The sequence below is a fragment of the Rhizobium aureum genome, assembly GCF_030182495.1.
Classification (GTDB): domain Bacteria; phylum Pseudomonadota; class Alphaproteobacteria; order Rhizobiales; family Rhizobiaceae; genus Rhizobium; species Rhizobium tropici_C.
In genome coordinates this window covers 38605-63207 of record NZ_JAQJCI010000005.1, presented here as the reverse complement: position 1 = coordinate 63207, position 24603 = coordinate 38605, and the positions used below count along the sequence as shown (strand labels likewise).

The 24603-nt window shown below is 61.1% G+C and carries 20 protein-coding genes; 10 read left to right on the top strand and 10 right to left on the bottom strand.

What is annotated here, in order from left to right; translation table 11 throughout:
* Positions 1 to 5: 5 nt before the first annotated feature.
* A complete protein-coding gene (locus PH552_RS14395) occupies positions 6 to 884 on the bottom strand; it encodes a choline/ethanolamine kinase family protein (protein ID WP_183762857.1) in 879 nt (292 codons plus the stop codon).
* A gap of 311 nt (positions 885 to 1195) precedes the next feature.
* Between PH552_RS14395 and PH552_RS14390 the strand changes: the two genes are divergently transcribed.
* Positions 1196 to 2005, top strand: coding sequence for a DeoR/GlpR family DNA-binding transcription regulator (locus PH552_RS14390; protein ID WP_112340485.1), 810 nt, complete (start codon positions 1196 to 1198; stop codon positions 2003 to 2005).
* A gap of 58 nt (positions 2006 to 2063) precedes the next feature.
* On the opposite strand, the gene PH552_RS14385 is transcribed toward PH552_RS14390, so the two are convergent.
* Complete coding sequence (locus tag PH552_RS14385) at positions 2064 to 2945, bottom strand: LysR substrate-binding domain-containing protein (protein WP_285166077.1); 882 nt, start codon at positions 2943 to 2945, stop codon at positions 2064 to 2066.
* A gap of 116 nt (positions 2946 to 3061) precedes the next feature.
* Here PH552_RS14385 and PH552_RS14380 point away from each other — a divergent pair, with 116 nt between their 5' ends.
* Positions 3062 to 4084: a YeiH family protein gene (locus PH552_RS14380; protein ID WP_285166076.1), complete on the top strand. Its 1023-nt coding sequence runs from the start codon at positions 3062 to 3064 to the stop codon at positions 4082 to 4084.
* Here the strand turns inward: PH552_RS14380 and PH552_RS14375 are convergent.
* The 6 genes from PH552_RS14375 to PH552_RS14350 form a co-directional block, all read right to left on the bottom strand.
* A complete protein-coding gene (locus tag PH552_RS14375; protein ID WP_183762849.1) occupies positions 4047 to 5873 on the bottom strand; it encodes a bifunctional diguanylate cyclase/phosphodiesterase in 1827 nt (608 codons plus the stop codon). The two genes, PH552_RS14380 and PH552_RS14375, sit on opposite strands and share 38 nt — an antisense overlap.
* A 232-nt stretch (positions 5874 to 6105) precedes the next feature.
* Complete coding sequence (locus PH552_RS14370; protein ID WP_210278861.1) at positions 6106 to 7890, bottom strand: IlvD/Edd family dehydratase; 1785 nt, start codon at positions 7888 to 7890, stop codon at positions 6106 to 6108.
* Positions 7891 to 7897: 7 nt separating this feature from the next.
* The gene (locus PH552_RS14365) at positions 7898 to 8782 is read right to left on the bottom strand and encodes an NAD(P)-dependent oxidoreductase (protein WP_183762843.1); all 885 of its coding nucleotides are present in this window, start codon (positions 8780 to 8782) and stop codon (positions 7898 to 7900) included.
* Between the two features lie 338 nt (positions 8783 to 9120).
* A complete protein-coding gene (locus tag PH552_RS14360; protein WP_183762839.1) occupies positions 9121 to 12318 on the bottom strand; it encodes an efflux RND transporter permease subunit in 3198 nt (1065 codons plus the stop codon).
* Between the two features lie 120 nt (positions 12319 to 12438).
* Positions 12439 to 13629 carry an efflux RND transporter periplasmic adaptor subunit gene (locus PH552_RS14355; protein ID WP_112340492.1) on the bottom strand — a complete coding sequence of 397 codons (1191 nt, stop codon included), beginning with the start codon at positions 13627 to 13629 and terminating at the stop codon, positions 12439 to 12441.
* Positions 13630 to 13799: 170 nt separating this feature from the next.
* A complete protein-coding gene (locus tag PH552_RS14350; protein WP_112340493.1) occupies positions 13800 to 14612 on the bottom strand; it encodes an alpha/beta hydrolase fold domain-containing protein in 813 nt (270 codons plus the stop codon).
* 231 nt (positions 14613 to 14843) lie between these two features.
* Between PH552_RS14350 and PH552_RS14345 the strand changes: the two genes are divergently transcribed.
* The gene (locus PH552_RS14345) at positions 14844 to 15755 is read left to right on the top strand and encodes a LysR family transcriptional regulator (protein ID WP_112340494.1); all 912 of its coding nucleotides are present in this window, start codon (positions 14844 to 14846) and stop codon (positions 15753 to 15755) included.
* A 59-nt stretch (positions 15756 to 15814) separates the two neighbouring features.
* Here the strand turns inward: PH552_RS14345 and PH552_RS14340 are convergent, their stop codons facing one another.
* The gene (locus tag PH552_RS14340; RefSeq protein ID WP_183762836.1) at positions 15815 to 16273 is read right to left on the bottom strand and encodes a carboxymuconolactone decarboxylase family protein; all 459 of its coding nucleotides are present in this window, start codon (positions 16271 to 16273) and stop codon (positions 15815 to 15817) included.
* 134 nt (positions 16274 to 16407) lie between these two features.
* Here PH552_RS14340 and PH552_RS14335 point away from each other — a divergent pair, with 134 nt between their 5' ends.
* Positions 16408 to 17292 carry a sigma-70 family RNA polymerase sigma factor gene (locus PH552_RS14335; RefSeq protein WP_183762833.1) on the top strand — a complete coding sequence of 295 codons (885 nt, stop codon included), beginning with the start codon at positions 16408 to 16410 and terminating at the stop codon, positions 17290 to 17292.
* Positions 17293 to 17294: 2 nt separating this feature from the next.
* Here PH552_RS14335 and PH552_RS14330 read toward each other — a convergent pair whose 3' ends face one another.
* A complete protein-coding gene (locus PH552_RS14330) occupies positions 17295 to 18056 on the bottom strand; it encodes an AraC family transcriptional regulator (protein ID WP_145644543.1) in 762 nt (253 codons plus the stop codon).
* Positions 18057 to 18192: 136 nt separating this feature from the next.
* Between PH552_RS14330 and PH552_RS14325 the strand changes: the two genes are divergently transcribed.
* From PH552_RS14325 to PH552_RS14300, 6 genes are all read left to right on the top strand, one after another.
* Positions 18193 to 19152, top strand: a complete 960-nt coding sequence (locus tag PH552_RS14325) for a DMT family transporter (RefSeq protein WP_112340498.1) — start codon at positions 18193 to 18195, stop codon at positions 19150 to 19152.
* Positions 19153 to 19235: 83 nt separating this feature from the next.
* On the top strand, positions 19236 to 19958 hold the full coding sequence (locus PH552_RS14320; RefSeq protein WP_112340499.1) for a GntR family transcriptional regulator: 723 nt from the start codon (positions 19236 to 19238) through the stop codon (positions 19956 to 19958).
* A 99-nt stretch (positions 19959 to 20057) separates the two neighbouring features.
* Complete coding sequence (locus tag PH552_RS14315) at positions 20058 to 21338, top strand: cysteine desulfurase-like protein (RefSeq protein ID WP_183762830.1); 1281 nt, start codon at positions 20058 to 20060, stop codon at positions 21336 to 21338.
* Between the two features lie 168 nt (positions 21339 to 21506).
* Positions 21507 to 22283 (top strand): HpcH/HpaI aldolase family protein, encoded by a 777-nt coding sequence (locus PH552_RS14310; RefSeq protein ID WP_183762827.1) that lies wholly within the window; start codon positions 21507 to 21509, stop codon positions 22281 to 22283.
* 194 nt (positions 22284 to 22477) lie between these two features.
* Positions 22478 to 23683, top strand: a complete 1206-nt coding sequence (locus PH552_RS14305) for a pyridoxal phosphate-dependent aminotransferase (RefSeq protein ID WP_183762824.1) — start codon at positions 22478 to 22480, stop codon at positions 23681 to 23683.
* A gap of 79 nt (positions 23684 to 23762) precedes the next feature.
* Positions 23763 to 24560: an ABC transporter substrate-binding protein gene (locus PH552_RS14300; RefSeq protein WP_183762822.1), complete on the top strand. Its 798-nt coding sequence runs from the start codon at positions 23763 to 23765 to the stop codon at positions 24558 to 24560.
* The last annotated feature ends 43 nt before the right edge of the window (positions 24561 to 24603 follow it).

Below are 24603 nucleotides of genomic sequence, written 5' to 3'. Positions count from 1 at the left end.
TTACCTCAAGAATGGCGATAATCCTGCCAGGCGCTCTCGAAGCGCCTGAGATTTTCAACTGTATAGGAAGAATAATCGAATTCGATGTCGGAATGGATTTCCGAAACCATGCTCCACATCGTCTCGCGCAGGAGTGAGGCGCATTTCATCGCCTGATAGCGCCGATGCAGTTCATCGCCGACGGGAGCCTCGAAATAGGCCTCCAGCATCGCCTCTTCCTGCGCCTCGGAGAATTCATTGTTGGAGGCAAGGCCGCCCAGATCGAACAGCGGCGTGTTGAACCCCGCATAATCCCAATCGATCAACCACAGCCGCTTGCCGTCGTCGAGGAAATTCGCCGCCAGCAGATCATTGTGGCCGAAAGCGATCTCGAAAGGACCCGCTTCGCGTTCGAGCCGCTCTGCCGTCTCCAGAAAGGAAGGCAGCATCGCTCGGTGCCGGCTACCGCCGGCCTCGAGAACGGCCGCATAGTCCCTGACCACATGGAAGACCCAGAAGATCGCCGCCTGCCCACGAAAATACTTGCCGACGTCGCGATGACAGGACCGGACGAGCGGCACGGCACGGCTCATCATGGCTGGATTTCTCATATCATCGGCCGACAGCGGCCTCGCATCGATATAGTCGAGCACCAGTATGCCGGGTTCATGATGGATCACAGCAGGCGAAAGACCGGCCGCATGGGCAGCCCTGCTCGCCGCCAATTCATTGGCGCGGCTGATGTGGTGAACGGGAATATCCGCCCCAAGCCGGACGACGAAACGCCGGCCTGCGTTGCCGACCAGATAGTTGCGATTGGTAATGCCGCCCGCCAGCGGGGCGATCTCGATCGCCCCGTGCCAGATGCCCAGAGAGTGGATCCTGTCTTCCGGCGTCGCAGCCATTCCCCCTCCGGTACCACTGCTGAGCATCCTTCGGATGAGAAAGGTCCCTTACAAACGCGAAGCTGTCAAGGGCACCCCACAAAATGAAACGAAGATTTGGCTTTTTGTTGGTTTCGAGAGGCCACTCGAATTGGATGAGCTATGGATATCGCGAATACGGCGCTTCACCATAGGTGAGATTTGTCTTAAAAACTCAAGCGCGAGGCAATCGGATCAAGCTGTGCGAACTGGCGCCTCTGGCGGCGTCAGGGGTCAGTTATTGTGGACGCCAGGCACATTTCGGGATCATACCCTCAATAGGATCAGCAACCATGTCGGGCATATCCCAGCCACCGCTTCACTCCAATCATCGCGAACGCGAGATTCTGGAGGAACTGCGCCTGGCCGGCGGCGCGAGCCGCATCCAGTTCCTGGCCGAACGGCTCGGCGTTTCCGAAGAAACCATCCGCCGCAATATCCGCAGCCTGGAGGCCAACGGGCTCGTTACCAAGGTGCATGGCGGCGTCCACATCAAGGATTCGATGATCGAGCCGCCGCTGCATCTGCGCATGAACGAGAACGCGGAGGCCAAGCGGATGATCGCCGCTTCGGTCGCCGCCATGATCGAGGATGGAGACGCACTCTTCCTCGATGTCGGCTCGACCACCGCCTTCATCGCCGTCGCGCTGCAGAAGCATCAGAACCTCTTCGTCGTCACCAATGCCGTCGCGGTCGCTCACGCGCTTGCCACTCGCAATGGCAACCGCGTCTTTTTCGCCGGCGGCGAACTGCGCGGGCATGACGGCGGCGCCTTTGGCATGGAGGCCGCCAATTTCCTGCGCCGCTTCAACATACGCCATGCCATCCTGTCGGTGGGCGCCATCAACGCCACCTCCGGCTTCATGCTGCACGATTTGGAGGAGGCGGAATATTCCCGGGAAGCGGCCGGCCGCGCCGAAAACTGCATCATCGTCGCCGACAGCGCCAAGTTCGGACGCAGCGCGCCCATTGTCCTCAACGAACCGTCAGCATTCGATAAGTTGGTCACCGACGATACACCGCCATCAGACATTCGCGCCATGCTGGAGCGCAACAACATCGAACTCGTGGTCGCCAATCGGCAGCGGGCCGAGCGGCGATAGATTGAAAGTGATGCTATCGGCATCGCCGGCATCCGCTTCCGGAATGCATTGAATCTCCTCAATCCTTGCACATCGCCTCAAGCGTCAGCGCCGCCTTGCTCGCATGACGCTCCTTGTGACGCAGCAGCCGGAAGCTGCGGACGGGCAGATCGAAGGTTGCTTGAACAAGCAAACCCTGTCCGAGATAGGCGCTTGCCGCAGCACTGGAAACAGCCGCAGCGCTTTCCCCGGCACAGACGGCGGACAGCACCGCCTCATTGGAGGGGAGGACGAGCGCCACGTCGAGATCTCGCGGGTTTGCACCGAGCCTGGCGACCGCATTCTCGAATTCCGAACGCGTGCCCGAGCCCTCCTCGCGCATCACCCAGGAGGTGCCGGTGGCGAGGTCGGCCGCGGTCAACCGCCGACCATCAGCCCAGGGATGATGCGGCGGCACGACGATGACGAGCGCATCCTGAGCGACGGTCTTCATCGACAGCGCCGGCGCATCTACTTCGCCTTCGATGAAGCCCAGCTCGGCCGCACCGTCGATAATGGCTTCGGTTACGGTTCGCGTATTGCCGATCGTCAGATCAAGTTCGATGCCAGGATAGTCGCGATGAAACCGCATCAACAGAGGCGGCAGCCAGTAGCTGGCGATGGTCTGGCTCGCATAGATGCTGAGCCGGCCGCGCTGCAGCCCACCCAATTCAGACAGCATGAGTTCCGCCGAGCGCACGCGGGCGAGCGTCGCCTTGGCTTCACCCAGGAAGGACCGTCCCGTCTCCGTCAGCTCGATCCGCCGGCCGACGCGATGAAACAGCTCCACGCCGTAATAGGCCTCGAGATTCTTGATCGCCGAGCTGACGGCCGAAGGCGTCAGATGGATGGCTTCGGCGGCATTGGTCAGATGTTCGCGCTCGGCGACGGCGACGAAAATTGCGAGCTGCTCGAAGGTCATGGGAAATCATTCTAATTTATCGAATGAAACATAGGATAATATTCGATGGATGTCGACATCGACAGATGAGACTTTCCTGCCGTCACCGAAGCATACCAAACGAACGACGGCACGATATGTCACTTGCTCGACGCGCAAACACGATCCTCCCCGGCCTCGCACTCACCTGTGCCGTCGCCTCTCTCGCCTATGCCGGCGAACATCTCGAAATCGGCCTGTTCGGAGGCCGATGGATCGAAAGCCTGGTGCTTGCCATCGCGATCGGCATCGCCGTCTGCACTCTCAAGCCGCTGAACCCGGCCATGAAGCCCGGCATCGATTTCAGCGCCAAGACCCTGCTGGAAATCGCCATCGTGCTTCTCGGCGCCTCCATCAGCCTCCCGGCCATTCGCGGCGCCGGCGTCTGGCTGATCGTCGGCATCGCCATTGTTGTCATTTTGTCGATCGCCGCCACCTACGTCATCGGGCGCGAGCTTGGCCTGCCGCCAAGGCTGGCAACGCTGATCGCCTGCGGCAATTCGATATGCGGCAACTCGGCAATCGTAGCCGTGGCCCCCGTGATCGAGGCGGATTCGCAGGAGATCGCAGCCGCACTCGCCTTTACCGCCGTCCTTGGCATTGCGGCAGTGTTTCTGCTGCCGCTTTTCTATTTCCATCTCGGCATGAGCGTACCGCAATACGGCACTCTGGCCGGATTGACCGTCTACGCGGTGCCGCAGGTACTGGCCGCGACCGCGCCCGTCGGTCTGCTCGCCATCCAGACCGGCACGCTCGTCAAGCTTGTCCGCGTCCTGATGCTGGGTCCCGTGATCTTTCTGTTCGGCATCATTACCAAGGCTGAGGCCGTTGGCGCCGACGCCCGCGGCAGCCACCATCATTCGCTTGTTCCCTGGTTCATCTGCGGCTTTCTCGGGCTGATGGCGCTGCGCTCCTTCGGCCTTATTCCGGATACGCTGGTTGCTCCAATGGAGGTGGTCTCGGGCATCCTGACGGTCATCGCCATGGCGGCGCTCGGCTTGTCCGTGAATATCCGCTCCGTCGCGCATGCGGGAGGTCGGGTCATCGCCGCTGCGACGCTATCGCTGCTGATGCTCGGTCTGATCAGCTACGGCTTGATCGCCGTCTTGCAGATCCAGTAGCCCGCGTGCCCGCCGTGGATCGGTTCTTGTCCATGACAAGAGCCGCTTTCAGCAACGCAGCGATCTCGCTTCCAGAAGCGGGATAGCCGATGGCATAGCCTTGCAGCCCGTCGCAGCCGACTTCCGCCAGGATGCGCGCATGTTCTTCGGTCTCGACCCCTTCGGCAACGACCTCGACATTCAAGGCGCGCGCAATATCGACGATGGAACCGACAAGTCGGCGCCGCTCGTCCGATACCGTCACCGCCGTCACCAGTTGCCGGTCGATCTTCAACCGCTTCGGCTTCAACGTGACCAGGCCGATCAGCGACGCGTGTCCCGAGCCGAAATCATCGATTTCTATATCGATTCCCATCTCCTTGATGCCGGCGATATTGGCGAGCACCCGCTCGTCGGGAGCATCGAGAAAGATCGTTTCGACCAGTTCGAAGGCGATGGCATTACGGGGTATCCTGAGCGCCCTCAACCCTTCGATAAGATCCGGATCCGCAAGTCGGCGCCCGGAGATATTGACGGCAATGCGCGGCGGCGAGAGACCTTGCGACACCCAGTCCGACCGGTCGGCAAGCGCGCGCTTCAGGACGGCCGCATCGATCTCCGCGGTGAGCCCGTATTCATCGGCCACCTTCAGGAAGGCGATTGGGCTCAACAATCCCCTTTCCGAATGGCGCCAGCGGGCGAGAGCCTCCAGCCCGACAATGCGGCGGCTGCGGGCATCCACCTGAATTTGATAGAAAGGCTCGATCTGACACAACACCGGCGCCAAACGCAATTCGTCGGCCAGCTGACGTTCCGCCTGCAGGTCGGACTGCAGCTTCGGCGTGAAGAACTCCACCCGGTTGCGACCGAGCTTCTTGGCCTGGAAAAGGGCGACATCGGATTCCGCCAGCAGATTGCCGGCGCCGCCGGCCTCGCTCATGGCCACACCGATGGACGCGCCAATGCTCAGCATCTCACTGCCGAAACGCACCTCGCGTCGCAATCGCCGGAAAATATCATTCGCGATCGCCACCAGCCTCTCGGCGTTACCGACATTCACCAGCACAGCCACGAATTCATCGCCGCCGATACGCGCGACTATATCGTTGGCGGTGATGGCTCCGGATATGCGCGCGGCAGCACTCTGCAATGTCGCGTCTCCGGCCGCATGACCCCATTTGTCGTTGATCTCCTTGAACCCGACGAGATCGATGTGGAGCACGGCCAATGTCTCGATAGATGCGTCGTTACGCAATTCAGCCAATCGCCGATCGAAATAGCGCCGGTTCGGAAGGCCGGTGAGATAATCGTGGTCGGCGGCATGCTCGATTCGCGCGCGGCTCTGCTCCAGCGCAACGGCGCGGGCTTCCGCAATGGCCTTTTGGCTGGTCAGCTCGCGATTGAGCAAAACATCGGCGGTTACATCCCATTCGGCGCCGATGAAGGAAGGCCCGCCGTCGGCATCTTCATAGTAATGCGCGCGCGAACGCAGATGGCGCACCTCACCGCTGGGCAAAATGATGCGGAACTGCGAGTTGTAGAAACCCTTCCCCTCGAGCGCGATCTGGAAGTCGTTGATCGCCCTTTCATGATCCTCCGGATGCAGCGCCTTAAACCAGACATTGGAGGAAACCCGGCGGTTGTGGCGCCCTGTTCCGTAGAGCTTGTGCATCTGCTGGTCCCAGAGCAGCTCCTGCTCGTTGACGTTATGTTGCCAGACGCCGATTTGTGACGCCTCCAGCGCCAGCTCCAGCCTTCTCAAAAGGTCCTGGAACTCTTCTTCGCTTCGCCCTGATATAGTCTCTGCCAAAGAGCTCCACTCCCTTCGGGAACTGAAGAGACCGCATAACTGCCGCAAGTATATATGCACTACTCCCTTTCACGAACTTTAATGGTAGTGCATTGGTCATCAGCAGTTTTCGATATCTGAACCAGAGCATAATGCCGAAAATGCAAACGGCTTCGGAACGACATCTTGCCCCACCTGTCTGTTTCTAGCGCGGATTCAGATTGTAAGTCGATTTTACCTAAATCACCCGGCGCTAGTGGTTATGCCTCGGCGGTATAGCGGCGATATTGCGGAAATCCGCAGCGCCATCGAGGACGGCGCCATCGGAAAGCTGCGTGACCGACCGGCGATAGATCCGCTGCCACGGCGTCGCATCCGGCGGAACGGACGGAATGCCGTCGCCCTTGCGGCGTTCGATTTCGGCTTCGTCGACCAGCATGTCGCATCGGCCATGATTGAAATCGATGCGGATGATGTCGCCGGTCCTGAGCCAGGCAAGGCCGCCGCCGGCGGCACTTTCCGGCGATGCGTTGAGGATGGACGGGCTGTCGGCCGTACCAGACTGGCGACCGTCGCCGATCGTGGGGAGGCTGCGGATGCCCCGCTTCAGAAGCGCGTCCGGCGGCTGCATGTTGACGACCTCGGCCGAACCCGGCCAGCCGATCGGCCCTGCCCCCCGAATGACGAGGATCGTGTTCTCATCGATCCCGAGCTCGGCATCGTTGATGCGCTTGTGATAATCCTCCGATCCGTCGAAGACGACAGCCCTGCCCTCGAACACACCTTCGCGGCCCGGCTCCTGCAGGTAACGGCTGCGGAATTCATCGGAGACGACGCTCATCTTCATGATGGCGAAATCGAACAGATTGCCCTTGAGAACGAGGAAGCCGGCCCGCTCCTTCAGCGGGTCGGCGAAGGGGCGGATGACCTCGCGATCGGTCGCCTCACGACCCTTCAGATTCTCCGCCATCGTTTTGCCCGTGACGGTCGGGCAGCTTCCGTCCAACTTGCCGGCCTGCAGCAGCTCCCACATGATGGCCGGAACGCCGCCGGCGCGATGGAAACGCTCGCCGAGATAGGCGCCTGCCGGCTGCACATTGGCGAGCAGTGGAATGTCGAAGCCATGCACCTGCCAATCGTCGGGATGAAGCTCGACGCCGGCGTGCTTGGCCATGGCGGCGAGATGCGGCTGCGCATTGGTCGAGCCGCCAATGGCGGAATTGACGCGGATGGCATTGAGGAAAGCCTCGCGCGTCAGCACATCGGAAGGCTTGATATCGGCGAGAACCAGCTCGACTGCCCGCCGCCCGGTGCGATAGGCCATCTGTCCCCGCTCGCGATAGGCGCCGGGAATGGCGGCGCAGCCGGTCAGCGACATGCCGAGCGCTTCCGCCATGGCATTCATGGTCGAGGCCGTTCCCATGGTGTTGCAATGGCCGACGGAGGGCGCCGAGGCGAGCGAGGCCTCCATGAATTCTTCCTCGTCGATCTCACCCGCCGCCAGCTTGCGGCGCGACCGCCAGATCACCGTACCCGACCCCGCGAGCTCGCCCTCGTGCCAGCCATCGAGCATCGGGCCACCGGAAAGAACGATCGCCGGAATATTGACGGTCGAGGCTGCCATCAGCGCCGATGGCGTGGTCTTGTCGCAGCCGGTCGTCAGCACGACGCCATCGAGCGGATAGCCGTAGAGCACTTCCACCAGGCCGAGATAGGCAAGATTGCGGTCGAGTGCCGCCGTCGGACGCTTGCAGTTCTCGAAGATCGGATGGGTCGGAAATTCGATCGGAATGCCGCCGGCATCGCGGATACCGTCACGCACGCGCTTGGCAAGATCGAGGTGATGACGATTGCAGGGCGTGAGATCGCTGCCGCTCTGGGCGATGCCGATGATCGGCTTGCCGGAGCGCAGCTCTTCCGGCGTGATGCCGTAGTTCATGAAGCGCTCGAGATAGAGCGCTGTCATATCGATATGATCCGGATTGTCGAACCAGTCCTGCGAACGCAGACGACGCTTGGATGCACCCTTATCGTTCATCACTTCCTCAAGCCTTTCCTCGGGCATTCTTGTCTTCCAAATGCTGCAGCAAACCGCTGTGATCCCGCTCGCCGCCGCCATTCTCGACGAATTCGGCAAATTCGGCTCTCACAGCTTCCGTCAAAGGGAGATGAAGGGCGAGACTCTCCGCCGTCGCCAAGACGGTATCGAGATCCTTCAATTGGTTGCGGGCGGTTCCGCCCGGCTCGAAGTTGCGCTCGATCATGCGCTGGCCATGCAGTTCCAGGATGCGGCTTTCAGCGAAGCCGCCGCGAATGGCGGCACGGAATGCTTCGCGCGAGCCGCCGCCGGCCTCGACCAACAGCATCGCCTCTGCGACGGCTCCGATGGTAACGGCAACGATCTGCTGATTGCCGAGCTTCGCAAGCTGGCCGGTGCCGCTGGGGCCAACATGGGTCACGCGTCCGAGAGGCGCCAAGATATCGCGCACGCTGTCTATCACCTCGGCATCGCCGCCAGCCATGATCGCAAGTGTCCCCCTTTCGGCACCCACGACGCCACCGGAGACCGGAGCATCGATATGCCGGATGCCACGCTCGGCAAGCTTGCCCGCATGTTCGCGGGCAATAGCAGGCGATATCGAGCTATGATCGATCACGATCGCACCGACCTCAAGCACGTCAGCCACGCCGCCACCGAACAGGACCTCGCCGACGGCGCCGCCATTGGTCAGCATGGTGAAAAGAACGGATGCTCCCCGCGCCGCTTCGACCGCCGTATCCGCGACAGACGCGCCGTCGGCAGCCAAGGGTTCCGCCTTGCTGCGGTCGCGATTCCAGACCGTCACCGCGAAACCGGCGGCGAGCAGCTGCCGTGCCATCGGCGCGCCCATCAAGCCCGTACCGAGAAAGGCGATCTTTCTATCCTGCATAAAGTATCCTCCGAATTGCAACGCATCGGACACCGAAACCGGATAGCGAAGCGCCCTTGGTCATGCCGGCGGATCCGGCGACGATCTCGCGCCGCGGCCGACCTCAAAGCTCCACGATCCGCAGGCGACTCCCCACGCCCGATGTACGTCAATCAACTCATCCAAAAGCTTGATAAACCTCTGGAGGCAGCATGCAAAGGAAATCGGCTATCATGCGGCAAATTCTTCGAAAGAAGGGTAAATTAGCCAAAATGAAAATATGATATATGAAAAGGGCGGGACCGAAAGGTCCCGCCCCTTGGCGTGTCGACGACTGGAGTGCCGCTCGGCACCGCCTCCTATTCGGCGGCGATCGGGAGTACCTCCGCCGAATGTTCGTTGTCGTTGTGGTGATGCTGCTTGAGCGGACGGTTGCCCGTCAGCCTGCGGATCAGCACGTAGAAGACCGGCGTCATGAAGATGCCGAAGAAGGTGACGCCAATCATGCCCGAGAACACCGCGACACCCATGGCAGCACGCATTTCGGAACCGGCACCGGTCGAGGTGACCAGCGGCACGACACCCATGATGAAGGCCATGGAGGTCATCAGGATCGGGCGCAGACGCAGGCGGCTGGCTTCGATCGCAGCCTGAACCGGCGTGCGGCCCTCGAATTCCAGCTCGCGGGCGAATTCCACGATCAGGATCGCGTTCTTCGCTGATAGACCGACGAGCACCACCAGGCCGATCTGGGTGAAGATGTTGTTGTCTCCACCTGTGAGCCAGACGCCGGTCAGCGCCGCCAAGACACCCATCGGCACAATCATGATGATGGCGAGCGGCAAGGTCAGGCTCTCGTATTGGGCGGCCAGCACGAGGAAGACCAAGAGCAGCGCCAGCGGAAAGACGACGACGCTGGAATTGCCGGCCAGGATCTGCTGGTAGGTCAAATCAGTCCATTCGAAGTCTATGCCGGGCGGCAACGTCTCATGCAGAATCTTCTCGATCGCTGCCTGTGCCTGGCCTGACGAGAAACCGGGCGCCGGGCCGCCATTGATGTCGGCTGCCAGAAAGCCGTTATAGCGGTTCGTGCGTTCCGGGCCGGTCGTGGCATCCACCTTCAGCAGGGCTGAAAGCGGGATCATCTGACCCGATGCCGAACGAACCTTCAACTGGCCGATATCTTCCGGCTGAGCGCGGAACTTGGCATCGGCCTGCACGCGGACGCTGTAGGTGCGGCCGAATGCGTTGAAGTCGTTCACATAGAGCGAACCGAGATAGATCTGCAGCGTCTGGAAGACGTCGGTGACGGAGACTCCGAGCTGCTCGGCCTTGGAGCGGTCGAGATCGGCAAAGAGCTGCGGCACGTTGATCTGGAAGCTCGAGAAGATGCCGGTGAGCTCCGGTGTCTGGTAAGCCTTGGCGATCACCGCCTTGGCCGCCTGGTCGAGCGCATGGTTGCCGAGGCCGGCGCGATCCTCGATCTGCAGCTTGAAGCCGCCTGTCGTACCGAGACCGTTGACGGGCGGCGGCGGGAACATGGCGATGAAGGCATCCTGGATGGCGCCGAACTTCTGGTTCAGTGCCATGGCGATCGCCCCGCCCGAAAGGTCCGGCGTCTTGCGCTCGTCGAAGTCCTTCAGCGTCACGAAAACGATGCCGGCATTCGAGGAATTGGTGAAGCCGTTGATCGACAGGCCCGGGAAGGCGATCGCATTGGCGACGCCCGGCTGCTTCAGCGCAATGTCCGTCATGCGCTTGATCACGTCTTCCGTACGGTCGAGGCTTGCGGCATCCGGCAACTGTGCGAAGCCGATCAGATACTGCTTGTCCTGCGACGGCACGAAACCGCCTGGAACCGTTGTGAACAGGCTATAGGTCGCTCCCACCAGCGCGAGATAGACCACCATGACGATGCTCTTGCGCGACAGCAGGCCGCCGACGCCCTTGCCGTAGTATTTCGAACCGGCTCCGAATGCCCGGTTGAAGCCGCGGAAGAACCAGCCGAAGACCGCATCCATGATCCGCGTCAACCCATCCTTCGGCGCATGATGACCTTTCAGGAGCAGGGATGCCAGTGCCGGAGACAGGGTGAGCGAGTTGAAGGCCGAGATGACGGTCGAGATGGCGATCGTCAGCGCGAACTGGCGGTAGAACTGGCCGGACAGGCCGGAGATGAAAGCGAGCGGCACGAAGACCGCGACGAGGACCAGCGCGATCGCGATGATCGGGCCGGAGACTTCCTTCATGGCCTTGTAGGTGGCGTCTCGCGGACTGAGCCCGTTCTCGATATTGCGTTCGACGTTCTCCACCACCACGATCGCGTCGTCCACGACGATACCGATCGCCAGCACCAGGCCGAACAGACTAAGCGCGTTGATCGAGAAGCCGAAGACATACATCACCGCAAAGGTGCCGATGATCGACACGGGAACGGCGATCAGCGGGATGATCGAGGCACGCCATGTCTGCAGGAACAGGATGACGACGAGAACGACGAGGGCGATGGCTTCGAGCAGCGTGTCGATAACCTTCTCGATCGAGGCGCGGACGAATTTCGTCGTGTCGTAGACGATCTCGTACTTGACGCCGGCAGGCATGGCCTGCTGCAGCACGTCCATGGTCGAGCGCACGTTGTTCGCGATCTCGATGGCGTTCGAACCGGGCGCTTGGAGAACGGCGACGGCGACGGCCGGCTTGCCGTCGAGCAGCGAACGCAGCGTATAGTCTTCCGCGCCGAGCTCGACGCGGGCGACGTCGCGAAGGCGGGTGATTTCGCCATTGGCGCCCGTCTTGACGATGATGTTGCCGAACTCCTCAGGCGTGCGCAGGCGGCCTTGGGCGTTGACGTTGAGCTGCAGATCCACGCCCGGCCGGCTGGGTGAGGCACCGATGATGCCAGCCGCAGCCTGGACGTTCTGGGAGCTGATCGCATTGCTGATGTCGCTGGCCGCAAGATTATGTTCGGCGGCCTTCTGCGGATCGATCCATACGCGCATGGAATAGTCGCCGGCGCCGAAGACCTGCACCTGGCCGACGCCTTCGATCCGGGCGAGTCGATCCTTGATGTTCAGGGTCGCATAGTTTCGCAGATAGGTGATGTCGTGGTCGGCTCCGTCCGAGACGAGGTTGACGACCACGATAAAGTTGGGCGAGCTCTTGATGGTCGTAATGCCGAGGGCACGGACTTCCGCGGGCAGGCGCGGCTCGGCCTGCGAAACGCGGTTTTGCACGAGCTGCTGCGCCTTGTCCGGATCGGTGCCGAGCTTGAAGGTGACCGTCACATTGAGAGCGCCGTCTGATGTCGCCTGGCTGGACATGTAGAGCATGCCCTCGACGCCGTTGATCTGCTCTTCGAGCGGGGTCGCCACCGTTTCGGCAATGACGGTCGGGTTGGCGCCGGGATAGGTGGCATGCACGACAATCGAGGGAGGCACGACCTCCGGATATTCGGAGATCGGCAGCGCTCTGAGGCCGATCAGGCCGGCGACCACGATGAGGACCGAAAGAACACCGGCAAAGACCGGTCGGTCGACAAAGAATCTGGAGATGTTCATATCAAAGCCCCCTCTGGGGTGAGAACGGATGCAAAATTCCTGTCCGACGATTTGAGAGCCGCCGGCGGATCATGTGATTTCGGAATGTCGGCCTTCTGCCCACGGGCAGAAGGCGAAGTCTTACTGAGCGGTCGCGACCTTCTCTGCCAACTGCGGTGCGACGACTGCACCGGGACGGATGCGCTGCAGCCCGTTGACGACGATCTTTTCGCCGGCTTTCAGGCCGTTCTCGATCACGCGCTGGCCGTCAGCCAGCGACCCGAGCTGAACCTGCCGGTAATTGACCTTGTTCTCGCCATCCACGACAAAGACGAACTTCTTGTCCTGGTCGGTACCGACTGCGCGGTCGTCGATGACGATCCTGTTCTCGGCCTTCGGCTGGCCCATACGGACCCGCACGAACTGACCTGGGATGAGACGACCGCCCGGATTATCGAATACGGCGCGAACGCTGACGGTGCCGCTCGCCGCATCGACCTCGTTGTCGATCAACTGCAACTTGCCCTTGATCGGGGTGCCGTTGTCGCTTGCCGTCCCGATCTGAACCGGGATCTGCTCGACCGGCGGAGCCACGCCATTGCTGGTGGGCAGCTCGGAGAGCGCCTGGGTGACGGTCTGTTCGTTGGCGCTGAAGCTCGCATAGATCGGATCAACCGAAACGAGCGTCGTCAATGCCGGTGAAGAAGAACCGGCGGCCACGAGATTGCCGACGGTGACGGCGATCTTGCCGACGCGGCCGGCGATCGGAGCGCGAACCTGCGTATAGTCGAGGTTCAGCTGCGCGGTCTGCAAGGCCGCTTGCGCCGCCTTCAGATTGGCCTCGGCTTCGGCATAGTTGCTTGTGCGCGTGTCCATGTCGCTCTGCGAAATGGTCTTGTTGTCGAAGAGCTTCTGTCCGCGACCGACTTCGACCTTGGCGAGATCGAGCTTGGCTTTTGCTGCTCCGACCTGGGCCTGAGCCTGGGCGACGGCCGCCTCATAGGGTGCGGGATCGATCGTCACCAGCAGGTCGCCCTGCTTGACCAAGGCGCCTTCGCGGAAATGCACGGACTGGATTGCGCCGGCGACACGCGGCCGGATTTCAACCCGGTCGATGGCTTCGAGCCGGCCGGAAAATTCCTGCCAGGAGGTGACATCGCGCTGCTCGACGGCGGCAACCGTAACGGGGATAGCCGGCGGTGCCGCCTGGCTGGCCGTTTCCGTCGCCTGAGCACCGCGCGGCAGCTCCAGATAGAAAGCCGCACCTGCAACAGCCGCAGCAACACCCATGCCAGCGCCCCACAGGGCCCAGCTTTTACCGTTGGACTTCATGTTGGTCTCTCCTTTGGTCCCGCCTTGGGACACGGGACCGAAAATTCCTATCGTCTCAATAAAATCAGGGGCCGAAGCGTGCGCATTCGCGTGACCACCGCTCCGGTCTCGTGCCTTCGACGCCTCACCCCATTCGCGCTTGTCTCTCGCGGACGGAATAGTCTAGCCGATCAAGCCTGCACGTCTTCGACAAACCCCTTGAAACAGCAACAGATATCCTGCTGCCACGAAGGCCTGTCTTTCGACTGCCCGCCATAGAGGGTGGGCCAGCCTGTCCCGGCGGGAAGGACTTGCTGGCGAACACGGACGCCAGCCGCTTTCAGCCGGCTGCCGTATTCCATGCTCTCGTCGCGGAGCGGGTCGTCCTCGGCCGTGAGCACCAATGCCGGCGCGAGGCCCGAAAGCCGCGAACAGTATCGAGGCGCTGCATAAGGATGGCAGACACCGCCCAGGAAGCCCAGGTATCGGTTCCAGCCGTCCGTCCAGCGCTCGCGCATGCCGCTTTCCTCCGCCTGGAGGAAAGATTTCGATCCCATGAAAGGATCAAGCAAAGGCGAAATCAGCACCTGTCCGTCCAGCGAACCGGGCATCTGATCGCGCGCCTTTAAAGCGACACCCGCTGCAACATTGCCACCCGATTCCTCTCCGGCGACAAACAGCAGCGATTTTTTCGCTCCACCCAGCGCAAGCATATTCCGCTTGTTGCTGAGGTAGGCGAGAATTCCGTAGGCACATTCGAGCACCTTCGGAAAAGCATTCTGATTGCCGCTCGTATAATCCGCGGCAACCACGATGGCACCAGCCTCGGCGAGACTTGCCGCCACCGGCCTGTCGGTTGCGTGATCGGTGTCGAGGAAAGCGCCGCCGTGCAGATAAAGCACGAGAGGTGCCGCCTTCTTCAAACCTTCGCCGTTGTAGATCCGGGCTTCCACGGGCCCCGTAGGCACGTTTTCCAGCACAACATCTTTCCACGGCGCACTCATCGACCAATTCCTTGTCTGCTCGAGCGAATATGATTCAATTCAGCAGCGGTCTATCCGGCTTTGCAATCATATTCTCGAATGCGGTCTTTGGCGCCCCCATGCCGCATTGCAACAATCACGATAAAAACATATTGTTATTCCGCTTCGAGAATAAGTAGCATATATTCGATCAGACTATTCACGATTACAAACAATCGGCCTCTTTTCTTTACGGTCCAGGGATATCATAGAATGGATCAGTTATCAGCAATGCGGGCATTCGCGCGTGTGGTGGAAACGGGTAATTTCACCCGCGCCGCAGCTGCCCTTTCCATGCCGAAGGCGACGGTGACGACGCTCATCCAGTCGCTCGAGGCGCATCTGCATGCCAAGCTCCTCAACCGCACGACCCGGCGCGTCATGGTGACGACGGACGGCGCGCTCTATTACGAACGCGCGGTTCAGATCCTTTCGGAAATAGAGGAGCTGGACGGCAGCATCAGCAATTCACAGAGCCTGCCGAGCGGGCGCCTGCGTGTCGAAATGGCCGGCGCCTTCGCCGAGAAGATCGTCATGCCGGCGCTATGCGATTTCCATCAACGCTATCCCGATATCCATATCGACCTCGGTGTCGGCGACCGTCTGGTGGATTATCTGGCCGAGAATGTCGATTGTGCGCTGCGCGCCGGCATGCCGAGCGACCAGTCTCTGATTGCCCGCCGCGTCGGTGAAGTACACCTCATCACCTGTGCGGCGCCGCTTTACATCGAGAAGCATGGCTTCCCCGAACGGCCGGAGGATTTGGAAACCAGCCATTATGCAGTCAGCTATTTTCGCGCGCAAACCGGCCGGACGATTCCTTTCCTGTTCGAACATGGCAACGAGGCATTGGAAATCAGCCCTCGCTATATCCTTTCGGTGAATGACAGCCGCAGCTATCTCCAGGCGGCATTGATGGGGCTTGGCATCGCGCAGGTTCCGAGCTTCATGGCTCGGGATGCGCTTGCAAGCGGCGAGCTCGTTCCCATTCTTCCCGCGTGGACCCGGCCATCACTGCCCTTGCATATCGTCTATCCGCCCAACCGGCACCTCAGCAACAAGGTGCGTGTCTTCGTGGACTGGATGGCGAAATTGCTGGTGACCTCGCGAGTAGGCGAGGTTTGAGAATCCAGGCCACCTTCCTCCTCTTGCTGTGAGAAGAAGGTGGCGCTCATTGCGGACGATCAGTTCCAGGATGCGCCTGCCTGCTGGCGGACGGTCGAGTTCAGCCGGTTCCAGACATTGTCGATGGCGATCGCGACGATCAGCGCCGACAGGGCCTTCTCGTCAAAATGCTTTGCCGCTTCGTTCCAGATCTCATCGCTGACGGCATCGGGCCGATCGGCAAGCCGGGTAGCCGCCTCCCCGAGAGCGAGAGCAGCTCGCTCCGCATCCGAAAAATAGGGCATTTCGCGCCAGGCCGAGACGCCGACGATTCGCTCGATCGTTTCGCCGGCTTTCTGAAGCTTGCGAAAGCCCATGTCGGTGCAGACACTGCAGCCGTTGATCTGGCTAACACGCAGATGCACGAGGTCCATGATATTTTCCGAAAGGCCCTGATCCTTGATCGAATTGCTGACGGCCAAAAGCGCCTGCAGCGTTTCTGGCAGAACGAGGGCTGGGTTCTTCATACGAGCTTGCATATCTATTTCCTCTGATTGTGAGAGCATGGTTGCGGCTCAAGTCCGGACGATGCACTTTCCTGCCGATCCGCTGTCACACCGGCCGGATTTCACTCGTCATGGGTCTGACGAAACGAGATGAGGGAATGTGACCGATGGACGAAAAAAAGTGGCAGGCTGAAAAATTCGAGGCAAACCGGCCGCATCTTCGCGCGGTCGCCTATCGCATGCTCGGCTCGCGGACGGAGGCCGAAGATGCGGTGCAGGAAACATGGCTGCGCCTGATGAGGAGCGATACCTCCGGCATCGAAAACCTCAGCGGATGGCTGACGACAGTGACGGCGCGCATCTGCCTCGATCTGCTGCGGTCACGCAAATCCCGCCGCGAAGAGCCGCTGACAGTCCAGATCCCCGAACCGATGGTCGTGCATGAGGCTGGTAACGGCACCGATCCGGAACAGGATGCATTGCTGGCCGATTCCGTCGGCCTTGCCCTCCTTGTCGTGCTGGAGAAGCTGAATCCCGCCGAACGGCTTGCCTTCGTCCTGCACGATATGTTCGACGTCTCCTTCGACGAGATCGCCCCGATTCTGGGACGCACGACAGTCGCGACGCGCCAGCTTGCAAGCCGTGCCCGCCGCCGCGTGCAGGATACGCCGTTAACGACGGAGGCCGATCTTACCCGTCAGCGCCATGTCGTCGATGCCTTCTTCGCTGCCTCGCGTGACGGCGACCTGCAGGCGCTGCTCGCCGTCCTCGACCCCCAAGCCGTCTTCCGGCCGGATGCCGTTGCCGCCCGCATGGGCGCGGCAGGCGAAATCCGCGGGCGCGTGGATGTCGCCAAGACCTTCCAGGGCCGTGCACGGGGAGCCCGGCTGGCGGTTATCAACGGCGCCGTCGGCGCTATCGTTGTCATCGACGGACAGCTGCGCATCGCTCTTCGTTGCACCTTCAATGCGGATGGCATGATTAACGTCATCGACGCGATGGCCGATCCGGAAGAACTGCGCAAGCTCGAGATCGTTTTAATTGAAACCTGAAATTAGCGCATCTGCATCGGGCTCGTGCCCGTCAGCCGGCGGAACATGGCGATAAAGGCGGAAGCATTGCCGTAACCCAACTGCGCCGCGATCCGGTGCACCGGCTCACCGGCCTCGATCAGCGAAAGCGCCGCGACGAGCTTCAGCCGCTGCCGCCACTCGTTGAAGGAGAGGCCTAGATCCTCCTGGCATCGGCGCGATAATGTGCGCTCGGTCGTCCCCATCCTGCGCGCCCATTCTGAAAGAGAATGCCGGTCGCCGGGGTCGGCCTGCAAAGCGCTCAGCACCGGACCGAGCAGTGGATCGTCGGAAAGCGGCAGATAGCTCTCGCAGCGTGGCGCCAGGCGAATCTGATCGACCAGCACCTGAGCAAGCCGCAGGTCCTCGGTTGTTTCGGGTATGGTGACATCACGCGCCGCAAAATCCGCCAGGATCGCCTTCAGCAGCGGGCTGATGCCGAGCGTGGAAGGCCTGTCCGGCAGATCGTGGCAGAGCGCGCGTTCGACATAGACGGTGACATAGCGCAGGTCATGCTGGTTATAGGCACCATGCATAGTGTCCGGCGGCAGCCAGATGGCATAATGCGGTGGTGACAGATAGCGCACGCCCTCGATGTCGAACTCGCAGACACCGATAAGCGCATAGTTGAGCTCGCCCCAGGGCTGGCTCTTTCTGGGAAAAACCGTGCCTGCCCTATAATTCTCGGTTCGGAAGGAAACCGGATTTGGCGGATCGCCCTCGATGCGTGGAGACCTGACGGACATGTCCTCATTTCGCTACTGATGTCTTAATCTCGCTATATACCAGAATTCGGACAGACGATAGAAACACTTCGGGACGGCGATCCACGTCCGCCCTCCTTTGTTTCGCCCAGGCCCGAGGATGACGAGAGACATTCATATGAGCACCCAGCCGAACGTTTCCGCTACCATCGTCGGCGTGGCCGGACTTGCGCCGCTGCTGACGGTACTGATCTGGTCCGGCAACACCGTGGTCACCAAGGCATCCGCAGGCGTGATCTCGCCGGGCTCGATCTCCTTCTATCGCTGGCTGCTCGCCTTCGTCGTGCTCCTGCCTTTCGTTGGCCGCGCGGCATGGCACAACCGCGCCCTGCTCCGGCAGCACTGGCTGAAACTCGCCACGCTCGGTGCCCTTGGCATGGTGATTTATCAGAGCCTCGCCTATGAGGCGGCCAAGACCACCTCGGCCGTCAATATGGGTGTCATTGTTGCTCTGATGCCGTTGCTGTCGACGTTTTTCGCAAGCCTTCTGGCCGGAGAGAAACTGACTGCAACAAGCCTTATAGGCGGCGGCATTTCATTGATCGGGCTCGTCTATTTGACATCGCAGGGCGATCCGATACGTCTTGTGGATGGCGGTTTCCATATCGGTGACGGCCTGATGATCATCGCCGTCCTCTCGAATGCGCTCTATGGCGTCATGCTGAGGCGCTGGACGATGCCGATTCCCATGTGGCAGCAGCTTTTCTGGCAGATCGGCTTTTCAACCCTGTTGCTGATCCCGATCTTCCTGATGGGTGATATCTCGCCGATCACCACGGCCAACCTGCCGCTAATTCTCTATGCCGCGATCCCGACCTCCCTGGTCGCGCCCCTCTGCTGGATGATCGGCATTCAGAGGCTCGGAGCCAGTCGCACCTCGCTGCTGATCAATCTCCTGCCGATCATCGTTGCGGCACTGGCCTGGGCGCTGCTTGGAGAACAGCTGCATGCCTATCATGCGATCGGCGGCGCTCTTGCCCTCATCGGCGTCGGGCTTGGCCTGCGAAAGACCCCGGCGAAGAAGGAGGAAGCCGCACCTGCAGCGGATGAGGCGGGCTGGAAGGCCGAGGAGGCCTGATCGCCATTCCGAGAGGCCCCTTTCCTTTCGCCCGCCCTTCGTTCTACCATGAACGAGTCCCGATAAGCGGAGAGGAAACAAGCGTGCGCATAGCCCTGGAACCGGTGTCCTCCAGAACGACGATCCAGGAGAGCGTCTATCAGCAGCTGCGAAACGCGCTGATGGCCGGCAATTTCGATCCCGGCCAGACGCTGACCATCGCCTCGCTTGCCGAAACCTTCGGAACCAGCAACATGCCGGTGCGCGAGGCCCTGCGCCGGCTCGCCGCTGAAAACGCGCTTGAGGTCGCGGCAAACGGCTCGGCCCGCATCCCCATTGTCACGCTCGCCCGCTTGGACGATCTCTGCCGCGCCCGCATCGCCGTAGAGGGCCTGGCCGCGGAGCTCGGCATGCCGAACCTCACCCCGACAGACATTGAAGCGCTCGAGCGCATCGCCGGCGAACAGCATGTGATCGGCCGCGGCGCCAATGTTTACGACCTGATGGCCAAGAACCAGCAGTTCCACTTCACCATCTATCGCGCCTCCGGCTCCGAGGTGCTGCTGCAGCTGATCGAAACCTTGTGGCTGCGCTTCGGCCCCTACATGCGCATGCTTTCCGCCTCGGTCGAGCCTTTGATGCGCAGCGGCGAACTCGATCCCGCCGGCGAGCATGTTGCCGTTGTCAACGCTTTAAAGATCGGGGACTTCGCCGCCGCTCGCGACGGTATCGTCGCCGACATAAGCCGTACCCACGAAATCCTCCGGGATTATTGCCCGGCCACGCAGGATGAGCCGCGCAAAGGCTCCGGCTCCGGCCGCCGCTAGCTTCAAAAAGAGACTGAGAAATTTGGTTGAACCTTAAAGTATTTTGTGATCAAATGATCAAAATTGAGATTTCAATCCCATAATCAGAGCGAGATCCCCATGAACTCCGCCGCTTCCGCATCGCAATTCGCCGGCCACAACAGCTTCCCGGTCGACGAGGTCCGCGCCATGTTCCCGGCCATCCGGAAGGCTGGCGATTTCGTCTTTCTCGATAATGCAGGCGGCGCGCAAGTGCCTCAGACGGTCGTCGATGCGGTTGCCAATCACCTCATCGATTTCAACGTCCAGCGCATGGCGAAATACCAGCACAGCCAGGGTGTCGACCGCAATCTGGAAGAAGCCCGCGAAAGCGTCGCCATGCTGGTCAACGCCTATCGCCCGGAAGAAATCTCCTTCGGCCAGAACGCAACCTCCTTCATCCGTCTTGTCAGCCTCGGCATTGCCAAGCTGCTCGGCGAGCGCAACGAGATCGTCGTCACCGACATGGATCACGACGCCAACATCGCCACCTGGATGGCACTGGAAGCCGAGGGCGCCAAGATCGTCTGGTGGCGCATGCGCGAGGACGGCACGCTGCATGTGGAAGACCTGAAGCCGCTCCTGAACGACAAGACCCGCCTCGTCGCCTGCACCGTCACCGCGCATTCCATCGGCACCATCGTCGATGTCGCTAGCGTCTGCAAACTGGCGCAGGCAGCCGGCGCTGAAACCTTCCTCGATTGCGTCCATTACGGCCCGCATGGTCTGATCGACGTGCAGGCCTGGGGCTGCGACTATCTCGTCTGCTCCGGCTACAAGAATTTCTCGCCGCATATGGGCTTCCTCTGGGGCCGCTACGACGCGCTGGTCAGATTGCCGACATTCAAGGAAGACTTCATTCCGGACGTACCGCCCTACAAGATCGAAGTCGGCACCTTCACCTATGAGAACGTCGCCGGCATGAATGCCGCGGTCAAATATCTCGAAGGCCTTGGCCGCCGCTTCCTGCCGACCGGTGACCACAGCCGTCGCGAGGCGCTTGCAGCCGCCATGGGCGCAATCCGCCAATACGAACTGATGCTCTCGCGCGAGATGATCGCGGTTCTAAAGCGCCACGGCGCGGTCATCTACGGCATCTCCGACGAGGCACGTCTCGAACAACGCGTTCCCACGATCTGCTTCAATATGCCGGGCATCACGCCGCAGGAATTTGCCGGCGAGATGGGCAAGCAGCGCGTCGGCCTGCGTGACGGCCACATGTTCGCACCACGCCTGATGAAGCGCCTCGGCTTGTCCATGGAAACGGGTGCCATTCGCGTGTCGCTGGTGCATTATAACAAGATCGAAGAGATCGCGCGGTTCGACGCGGTCCTGACCGAGATCATGGCGCGGCGCAAGTAAGCCGTGCCTCAGAGCGGTGGCGGCGCCCGAACAACTCCGCCGCCGCAATGCCTCCGTGCTGGTGCTTGATGGCACGGAAAGCTGTTTTGAACACAGAGCAGATTGCCGTTTCGCAGTTGTATCTTTCGGTCTATCCCTTGATGGGAGACCGCTAAATTGAGGATGACGATGAGCGATTTCCGCCGGAATTGTATCGAGCAGAAGCTGCTGATTGGTACGTTTGCGGCCATTCCGTATCCAGTCGCGATCGAAGTCACGGCAGCCTCGGGTGTCGATTTCCTCTGCATCGACTGGGAGCATTCGCAGATCAGCCGCGAGCGTATCGAGGATCTGATCCGCGCCGCCGACGTCCATCGCGTTCCGGCCATGGTCCGCGTCCCCGGCCATGCGGCCGAGGATATCGCGGCCGTTCTGGATGCCGGCGCTGCGGGCGTTCTCGTGCCCCGTGTTTCGACGGCGGAACAGGCACGCGCCGCCGTCAACGCCACCCGCTATCCCCCGCTCGGCGCGCGTGGCGTTGGCCCGGGTCGGGCAGCAGCCTATGGCTACCGCATTCCGGATTACCTCGCCAAAGCCAACGCGGAACTTGTGCTCGCCATTCAGGTCGAGACGGCCGAGGGGCTTGCCAATATCGCCGAAATCGCTGCGGTCGATGGCATCGACCTCATCTTCGTCGGACCTGGCGATCTCTCGGTTTCGATCGATGCGACAGGACCGACGGGCAAGGACAGGCTCGACGCGGCGATCAGAACCATCACCGAAGCCGCTTTGGCCGCCGGCCGCGCAGTCGGCATCTTCCGCCCCTCGCCCGATGATATCGGCGCATGGTCCGAGGCCGGTATCAGCTTCTTCATTCTCGCGAGCGACACAATGTTTCTGGGCGCCGGCCTGGCCGCCGGCGTCGATGCCGCAAGAGCGGGCGCGCATGACAGAGGAGCGAAATAAAGCTGATTTTTATCAGAGAGTTACCGCATGGAAGGACAGCATGAAACCGAGCAGGAAGGTAGACTTTTTAAGCTTAAAATTTGTCCTTGAAATGCGGTTGTTTTTGGATAACCATTCGAAATCGAGGGGTTGCTCGAGCGAAAGCTTCCAGAGCCGTTTGAACCCTCCAATACCGAATTCCCAGGGGAAATTTCTTGTCTCTACCGCAGCATAACCTGCCGAACGCGATATCAGGCCGCGATGCTCTCGAAGGCATTCGCGCCCAGATCCGTGACATGCGCACCGACAACATTGCCGTGCTTGCCAAGCGCGCCCGCGAACTCGGCGGCGTCATTCCGCTCTGGTTCGGCGAAGGCGATATCGTGACGCCGGGGTTCATCCGCGATGCTGCGAAGAAAGCGCTCGACGACGGCGCGACCTTCTATGTCCCGAATATGCGTGGCCTGGCGACGCTGAACGAGACACTGTCCGACTATCAGACGCATTGGCACGGCCGCCCCATTCCGATCGAGCGCACGACGGTTGCCCCAGGCGGCATGCAGGCGCTCTACATGGCGCTCGAGCTGCTCGTCGATGTCGGCACCAATGTCGTCTATGTCGCCCCGCAATGGCCGAACATCCATAACGCCATCCATCTGATCGGCGGCGAGCCGCGCGCCGTGTCGCTCGATTTCGATACCGATTGGCGCCTCGATCTCGACAAGCTTTTCGCCCGCTGCGATGCCCGCACCCGCGCCATCTTCCTGTCGACGCCATCCAATCCGACGGGCTGGACAGCGTCGCGCGAGGAGATGCAGGCGCTGCTGGATTTCAGCCGCCGCACCGGCATCTGGATCATCTCCGACGAGGTCTATGCCCGCCTCTATTTCGATGGCGACATCGCCCCTTCGATCTTGCAGGTGGCCGAGGACGGTGATCGCGTCATCGCGATCAACAGCTTCTCGAAAGCCTGGGCAATGACCGGCTGGCGCGTCGGCTGGCTGACGCACCCGTCTGCCGTTGCCGACCAGCTCGGCGCCATGACGCAGTATATCAACAGCGGCACCTCCGCCATGGTTCAGGCCGGTGCGGCAGCCGCGCTGCGTGAAGGCGAGCCGCTGGTTTCAGAAATCCGCGGGCGCATCAAGGCCGGCCTCGATCTGGCCTATGAGAAGCTGCCGAAGATACCGGGTATCATCTTGCCGGAAAAGCCGCGCGGCGGCATGTATGCCTTCTTCGCGGTGCAGGGCGAGCCCGATGCGACGGCGCTGTGCGAGCGTATTCTTGAAACGGCCCGCGTCGGCTTGGCGCCCGGATATCATTTCGGAGAATCGTCGCGCGCCTTCCTGCGCATGTGCACCTTCCGCGAGACCGAACAGATGCGCATCGCGCTCGATCGCATGGTCAATGCGATGACATGAGACGGCCGCCGGTCGGGCGGACGGAATACCCCGCGGGTGAGAGGAAAAGCCCGCGGCCATCACCAGAGGGAGACTAAAAATGTCCATGACTCGTCGCAGTCTGCTGATCCTGGCGACCGCCATCGGCCTCGCCGGCGGAAGCCATTTCGCCTATGCCGCCGATGTACTGAATGTCGGTTCCTATCCCAACAACCCGCCCTTCGAATACAAGACCGCGAATGGCGGCTTCGAAGGCTTCGAGGTCGATGTCGTCAACGAAGCGGCCAAGCGCGCCGGCATGACCACCAATATCGCAGACTACGGCTTCCAGGCCCTGTTTGCCGCAACCAGCTCCAAGCGCATCGATGTGGCGATCTCATCCATCACCATCACGCCGGAACGACTGAAGTCGCAGTCCTTCACACAGCCCTTCTACGATTCCGACATGGGCGTCGCCGCCAAGGACGGTAGCTCGATCAAGACGCTTGCGGATCTGAAGGGCAAAACCATCGGCGTGCTGTCGGGTTCGACGGGTGAAAAATGGGCCAATGACAACAAGGCCGCTCAGGGATTTGCCGACGTCAAGGGCTACAACTCGCAGCAGGACATGTTCCTCGATCTCGGCGCCGGCCGCATCGATGCCGTCGTCAGCGATATCCCGGGCATGCAGTACCTCTTCGTCAAGACCAAGGGCTTCGCCATCAAGGATCGCATCAAGACCGGCGAGCAGTACGGCCTGATGATGACCAAGGATTCGCCGCTGCTCGGCAAGATCAACGATGCCATAACGGCGATGAAGAAGGATGGCACGCTGGAAAAGATCCACGAGAAGTGGTTCGGCGGCAAGGCGCCGGCGGGTTCCTCCACCGTCACCGAATTGCCTATCCCCAAGGCGTGATCAAAAGATCATTGTTGAAATGAGCTACGCCGGTCGCAACGAC